Origin of the sequence: Ligilactobacillus acidipiscis DSM 15836 (assembly GCF_001435755.1) — a bacterium.
In the GTDB taxonomy this organism is placed as follows: Bacteria; Bacillota; Bacilli; order Lactobacillales; family Lactobacillaceae; genus Ligilactobacillus; species Ligilactobacillus acidipiscis.
Genome location: NZ_AZFI01000448.1, coordinates 1 through 211, shown reverse-complemented (window position 1 = coordinate 211; position 211 = coordinate 1). Strand labels below are relative to the sequence as shown.

Here is a 211-nt window from a genome sequence, read left to right as displayed (position 1 = left end):
CGGTGAAGTTCGTTAAAGATGGTGGTCTTACTAAAGCCTAAGTAGTTAGCGATGTATCGCAAGGAACGTCCTTCATTATGAAGCGTTTCAATGACAACACGGTTCTGGAATGATAAAATAGTGGTGCTCATCAAGGTCCTTCTTTCTAATGGATTGTGTGGTAACACCATTAAAGACCTTGATGGGTTTTTCTGTCCACTTAAATGTTCAA

General features: G+C 39.8%; 1 protein-coding gene. It reads right to left on the bottom strand.

All coding sequences use genetic code 11. The features are described from left to right. The coding region (locus FC65_RS11715) for a helix-turn-helix domain-containing protein (protein ID WP_156408667.1) at positions 1-131 on the bottom strand (131 nt) is incomplete at its 3' end. Between the last annotated feature and the right edge of the window lie 80 nt (positions 132-211).